This is a genomic window from Candidatus Baltobacteraceae bacterium (genome assembly GCA_036489885.1).
Classification (GTDB): domain Bacteria; phylum Vulcanimicrobiota; class Vulcanimicrobiia; order Vulcanimicrobiales; family Vulcanimicrobiaceae; genus JAFAMS01.
Genome location: DASXEW010000001.1, coordinates 1059141 through 1065270 on the forward strand (window position 1 = coordinate 1059141; position 6130 = coordinate 1065270).

Annotated in this window: 3 rRNA genes; all 3 read right to left on the reverse strand. The window is 53.7% G+C overall.

The window, feature by feature from the left end:
• Positions 1 to 16: 16 nt before the first annotated feature.
• The 3 genes from rrf to VGG22_05050 all read right to left on the reverse strand — a co-directional run bounded on the left by rrf (position 17) and on the right by VGG22_05050 (position 5763).
• Positions 17 to 133: ribosomal RNA gene (gene rrf, locus VGG22_05040) — 5S ribosomal RNA — on the reverse strand.
• 100 nt (positions 134 to 233) lie between these two features.
• Positions 234 to 3898: ribosomal RNA gene (locus tag VGG22_05045) — 23S ribosomal RNA — on the reverse strand.
• Positions 3899 to 4264: 366 nt separating this feature from the next.
• Positions 4265 to 5763 (reverse strand): 16S ribosomal RNA (locus VGG22_05050).
• The 16S, 23S and 5S rRNA genes sit together here, the layout of an rRNA operon.
• Positions 5764 to 6130 lie beyond the last annotated feature (367 nt).

Sequence of the window (6130 nt, forward strand, 5' to 3'; positions counted from 1 at the left end):
AGCTTCTCCTCAATTAATCTGGCACCGTCCTACTCTCGAAGAACCCTGCGGTCCAACTACCATCGGCGCTGGCGGGCTTAACTGCCGTGTTCGGGATGGGAACGGGTGGGACCCCACCGCTATGGGCGCCAGAAACCTGGTCCTCACGCGGCGCCGAGCCGGAGCTCGAGGCAGCCACGTGAGAAATCTGCACAGAGAAGAACCTTCATGGCCAAACTAACGAAAACGTAGTCGAGTTAAAGTTTCCGGGCGATTAGTACCGGTCAGCTCCAGCGATTGCTCGCCTTCCACCCCCGGCCTATCAACGTGGTAGTCTCCCACGGCCCTTCACTCTTTCGAGATTGAGATCTCATCTTGGGGTCAGTTTCACGCTTATATGCTTTCAGCGTTTATCTGCTCCGAACATAGCTACCCGGCTATGCCCCTGGCGGGACAACCGGTTCACCAGCGGTTCGTTCAACTCGGTCCTCTCGTACTAGAGTCGAAGCCCCTCAAATCTCCTACGCCCACGGCGGATAGGGACCGAACTGTCTCACGACGTTCTGAACCCAGATCGCGTACCGCTTTAATGGGCGAACAGCCCAACCCTTGGGACCTACTACAGCCCCAGGATGCGACGATCCGACATCGCGCGTTTCTCTACGATTACTCGTAGCGCAGACTATATCTTCATCCTGCGCAACATGCGTTGCGCGAGGAGCCGGCGTGTGATGACGTTCGATTGATTTGCTCGTAATGAGCAGCGACGTCATCTCATCATTCGCGATTAGGTTCGCGAATGAATCAGTCGTTACGGGGTCAAGACCTTACGGTCTGACTTCCCACGGTATTGTCCTCGTCTCTAGTCCTCGAGACGTTCGGAGTTCACCGTTATAAGCCGGAACTTGCAACGGCATTTCTGCCGCTTCACCCCTAATGTTGAGGTGCCAAACCTCCCCGTCGATGTGGACTCTTGGGGGAGATAAGCCTGTTATCCCCAGAGTAGCTTTTATCCGATAAGCGACGGCCCTTCCATTCGGTACCGCCGGATCACTAAGCCCTGCTTTCGCACCTGCTCGACCTGTCCGTCTCGCAGTCAAGCTCCCTTTTGCCTTTACACTCTAACGAACGGTTTCTGACCGTTCTGAGGGAACCTTTGGGCGCCTCCGTTACTCTTTGGGAGGCGACCGCCCCAGTCAAACTGCCCGCCTGACGCTGTCCTTCAACCGGATAACGGCTGACAGTTAGAATCCCGAAATTTTCAGGGTGGTATCCCAACGTTGTCTCCCCGTAAACTAGCGTCCACGGATCATCGACTCCCACCTATCCTGTACAGAAAATCTCAAGACCCAACATCAGGGTACAGTAAAGCTTCATGGGGTCTTTCCGTCCTGCCGCGGGTAACCAGCATCTTCACTGGTACTGCAATTTCGCCGGGATCCCCATCGAGACAGTGCCCAAGTCGTTACTCCATTCGTGCAGGTCGGAACTTACCCGACAAGGAATTTCGCTCACTTTTTTCCGGCGCTTTCACGCCGGAGTGGACTCTATCTTCATCCGAATGCTCGGACGATCGCGGACGATCGAACCGTGCTTATGTCGAAGCACAAACACCGCGATGTTAATCGCGGCTACACTGTGTGCGCCTCTCCGGATGTCTGACGTATAGTCTCTGAGGATCCCTCTGCAGTGAGGTTTCCTGCGGATTGTCCAATCTCGATCATTTTTACTGATCGCTTTCGCGATCGAGTAGATCGAGCTCTAAGGATGTTCCCGCATATAGTCAGATGTTTAGTTGCGCATTACTGCGCAACGAGGCAACGTTGTTGTCACCTTAGGACGGTTATAGTTACCGCCGCCGTTTACTGGGGCTTCAGATCAAAGCTTCGCTTGCGCTAACCTCTCCCTTTAACCTTCCAGCACCGGGCAGGAGTCAGCCCCTATACGTCCGCTTTCGCGTTCGCAGAGACCTGTGTTTTTGGTAAACAGTCGCTTGGGCCAGTTAACTGCGACCTCCAATGGCTTTTGGAGTAAATCCTAAACCAAAAGAGGCACCCCTTCTCCCGAAGTTACGGGGTTAATTTGCCGAGTTCCTTAACAGGGATTCTCCCGTCGCCTTAGCATGCTCTGCCAGTCTACCTGTGTCGGTTTGCGGTACGGGCACCTGGGTCTTAGCTAGAGACTTTTCTTGGCAGCGTGGAGTCAGTGGCTTCGGGGCCGAAGCCCCTCGCATTCGCTTCTCGGAGTTACGTCACGCGGATTTACCTACGTGACCCCCTACCTGCTTAGACGCACACATCCAACGGTGCGCCCACCTATCCTCCTGCGTCATCCCATCGCTTCATAGACCGTACAGATGCAAAATCACACGCATCACTGCGAGTGAAATTGTTTCTGCAAAGTCTAAACAGACTTTGGTGGTAGCCGAATATGAACGGCTTATCCATCGCCTACGCTTCTCAGCCTCGGCTTAGGTCCCGACTCACCCTGAGTCGATTGACGTAGCTCAGGAAACCTTAGACTTCCGGCGTGCGGGGTTTTCACCCGCATTTCTCGCTACTTATACCTGCATTCGCTCTTGTGGCTCGTCCACGCGTCCTCACGGTCGCGCTTCAGCCTACACCACAACGCTCCTCTACCGATCACGCAATGTTACTCGCGTAATCCCATGGCTTCGGTTCGATGCTTGAGCCCCGTTGAATTTTCGGCGCCACTTCACTCGACTAGTGAGCTATTACGCACTCTTTCAAGGATGGCTGCTTCTAAGCCAACCTCCTAGTTGTCTGGGCGAAATGACTTCCTTTACCACTAAGCATCGATTAGGGACCTTAGCCGATGATCTGGGCTGTTTCCCTTTTGACCATGGAGCTTATCCCCCACAGTCTGACTGCTGCTACGTACCTTCTGGTATTCGGAGTTTGATGGGGTTCGGTAACCCGGTAAGGCCCCTAGCCCTGTCAGTGCTCTACCCCCAGAAGTTAAGATGCAACGCTAGCCCTCAAGCTATTTCGAGGAGAACCAGCTATCTCCAAGTTCGATTGGCTTTTCACCCCTATCCACAACTCATCCAATGTTTTTTCAACAACAACAGGTTCGGGCCTCCACATGAGGTTAATCATGTTTCACCCTGGCCATGGATAGATCACTTGGTTTCGGGTCTACTGATGCAGACTTGTCGCCCTATTCAGGCTCGCTTTCACTACGGCTCCGGCTCTTCACCTTAACCTTGCCTGCACCAAGTAACTCGCAGGTTCATTCTTCAATAGGCACGCGATCAGCCATGCTTGCGCATAGGCCTTTCACGGTTTGTAGGCGCGCGGTTTCATGTTCTATTTCACTCCCCTTCAGGGGTTCTTTTCACCTTTCCCTCACGGTACTCGTTCACTATCGGTCATCACAGAATATTTAGCCTTGGAAGATGGTCCTCCCAGTTTCAGACAGGGTTTCTCGTGCCCCGCCCTACTCAGGAACAGCTCCACAAGTCTGGTTGCTTTCGCTTACACGACTATCACGTTCTTTGGTGCGGCTTTCCAGCCGGCTTCAACTAGCAATCAGATTTTTGACTCGTGCTGAGATAATCAGCTCTCAGATGGCCGTCCTACAACACCCTTCGCGCAACGCCTGAATGCTTGCACGCGAACGGTTTAGGCTGTTCCCCTTTCGCTCGCCACTACTAGGGGAATCTCGGTTGATGTATTTTCCTGCGGCTACTTAGATGTTTCAGTTCACCGCGTACGCTCTCTCACGACTATTGAATTCATCGCGGAGTACGTGCCCATTACGGCACGTGGGTTGCCCCATTCGGAGATCCGGGGATAATCGCTCGTTAGCAGCTCCCCCCGGCTTATCGCAGCTTGCTGCGTCCTTCATCGCCTGTGATGCCTAGGTATCCACCATGCGCCCTTTGTTAACTTTGAACTCGACTTACTGTCTTCGTTTTTAAAAATTGCATCTCACGCGGACGGACCGCGTAAGACCGCTTTTCATGTTTGGCACATGAAAGTTCTTCTCTATGCAGTTTTCAAGGATCATGAGAGCGTGACTCTTTCGAAAATGCGGTGCGTATCAAACGATCGCAACCGCTTCGAGAGTCGCTCCCTCAAAGCTGAACAGTGCAGCGGCCACAAACGACGCTGAAATACGCGTCGCGCCGTTCTCCTCAACCAAACCTTAGCCTCAATTGGCCGGATGATACCTGGAGCAAACGACATCGTCTGTGGTCGACTTAAGTGAATACGCCGTTGCGTTATGCGAAGCTCGCAAACCAACGGCATGTACTCCTTAGAAAGGAGGTGATCCAGCCGCACCTTCCGATACGGCTACCTTGTTACGACTTCGTCCCCCTTACCTAGCACACCTTGGACGCCTTGTTCCTTGCGGTTACACGGGCGGCTTCGGGTGCACTAAACTCAGGTGACGTGACGGGCGGTGTGTACAAGGCCCGGGAACGTATTCAACGCAGCGTAGCTGATCTGCGTTTACTAGCGATTCCGACTTCATGAAGGCGAGTTGCAGCCTTCAATCCGAACTGAGCGCCGATTTAAGAGATTGGCTTACCCTCGCGGGTTCGCAGCTCGTTGTTCGGCGCATTGTAGCACGTGTGTAGCCCGGGACGTAAGGGCCATGCTGACTTGACGTCATCCCCACCTTCCTCCGACTTCTCATCGGCGGTCTCGTGTGAGAGATCTTGTGGACCAACACACGACGAGGGTTGCGCTCGTTGCGGGACTTAACCCAACACCTCACGGCACGAGCTGACGACAGCCATGCAGCACCTGTCTGGAAGTAGGGTTGCCCCTAAGCTCTATTTCTAGAGTTGTCCTCCGATGTCAAGCCCCGGTAAGGTTCTTCGCGTTGCGTCGAATTAAACCACATGCTCCACCGCTTGTGCGGGCCCCCGTCAATTCCTTTGAGTTTTAACCTTGCGGCCGTACTCCCCAGGCGGGATACTTACTGTGTTAACTACGGCACATATGGAGTCGATACCACATACACCTAGTATCCATCGTTTACGGCTAGGACTACCGGGGTATCTAATCCCGTTTGCTCCCCTAGCTTTCGCTCCTCAGCGTCAGAACAACCCCAGGTGATCGCCTTCGCCACTGGTGTTCCTCCCGATATCTACGCATTTCACCGCTACACCGGGAATTCCATCACCCTCTGATTGCCTCAAGAACAAGAGTATCCGTGCCGTTCCCTGAGTTGAGCCCAGGTCTTTCTTCACGGACTTCCTGTCCCGCCTACGAGCGCTTTACGCCCAATAATTCCGAATAACGCTTGCCCCCTACGTCTTACCGCGGCTGCTGGCACGTAGTTAGCCGGGGCTTCCTCCAAGGGTACCGTCAATATCTTCCCCTTCGACAGTGGTTTACGACCCGAAGGCCTTCTTCCCACACGCGGCGTCGCTCCGTCAGGCTTTCGCCCATTGCGGAAAATTCCTCACTGCTGCCTCCCGTAGGAGTCTGGGCCGTTCTCAGTCCCAGTGTGGCTGGTCGTTCTCTCAAACCAGCTACCGATCGTAGCCTTGGTGAGCCATTACCTCACCAACTAGCTAATCGGACGCGGTCCCGTCCTCAAGTGCATTACTGCTTTCAATCATTGCCGATGCCGGCTTTGATGTTATGCGGTATTAGCTAGCCTTTCGGCTAGTTATCCCCCGCTCGAGGGTAGGTTGACCACGCGTTACTCACCCGTCTGCCACTAGGTATTGCTACCTCGTTCGACTTGCATGTGTTAGGCACGCCGCCAGCGTTAATCCTGAGCCAGGATCAAACTCTCCATAAGTAATCTTACGGAGCCTTTGTTAGGCTCTAAATCAGCGCCGACGATTTCGATCCGAAACGCAAAATCGGATCACGCTCTTTATAAAAAAGAACGCTCGTCTAAATTGTTGTACGGGCTGTGTTCACGTAAAACCGGTGGAGCCGGTAGTTCACGCTAGCACAACCAAATAATCTCACTGATCCGCCGGGAGAAACGAAAAAACGCCTTTCGGCGCCTTCAGTCTATCCGGCGGGTCGGAGACCCACAGACTTATGCGCTACTGCACTGTTCAGTTTTCAAGGAACAAACCCTAACACCAGACCCACCTCGGGCCGGATCACTGACCGCACCGATCAGGCGTGGCGTCAGAGTCACGACGAACAGAATA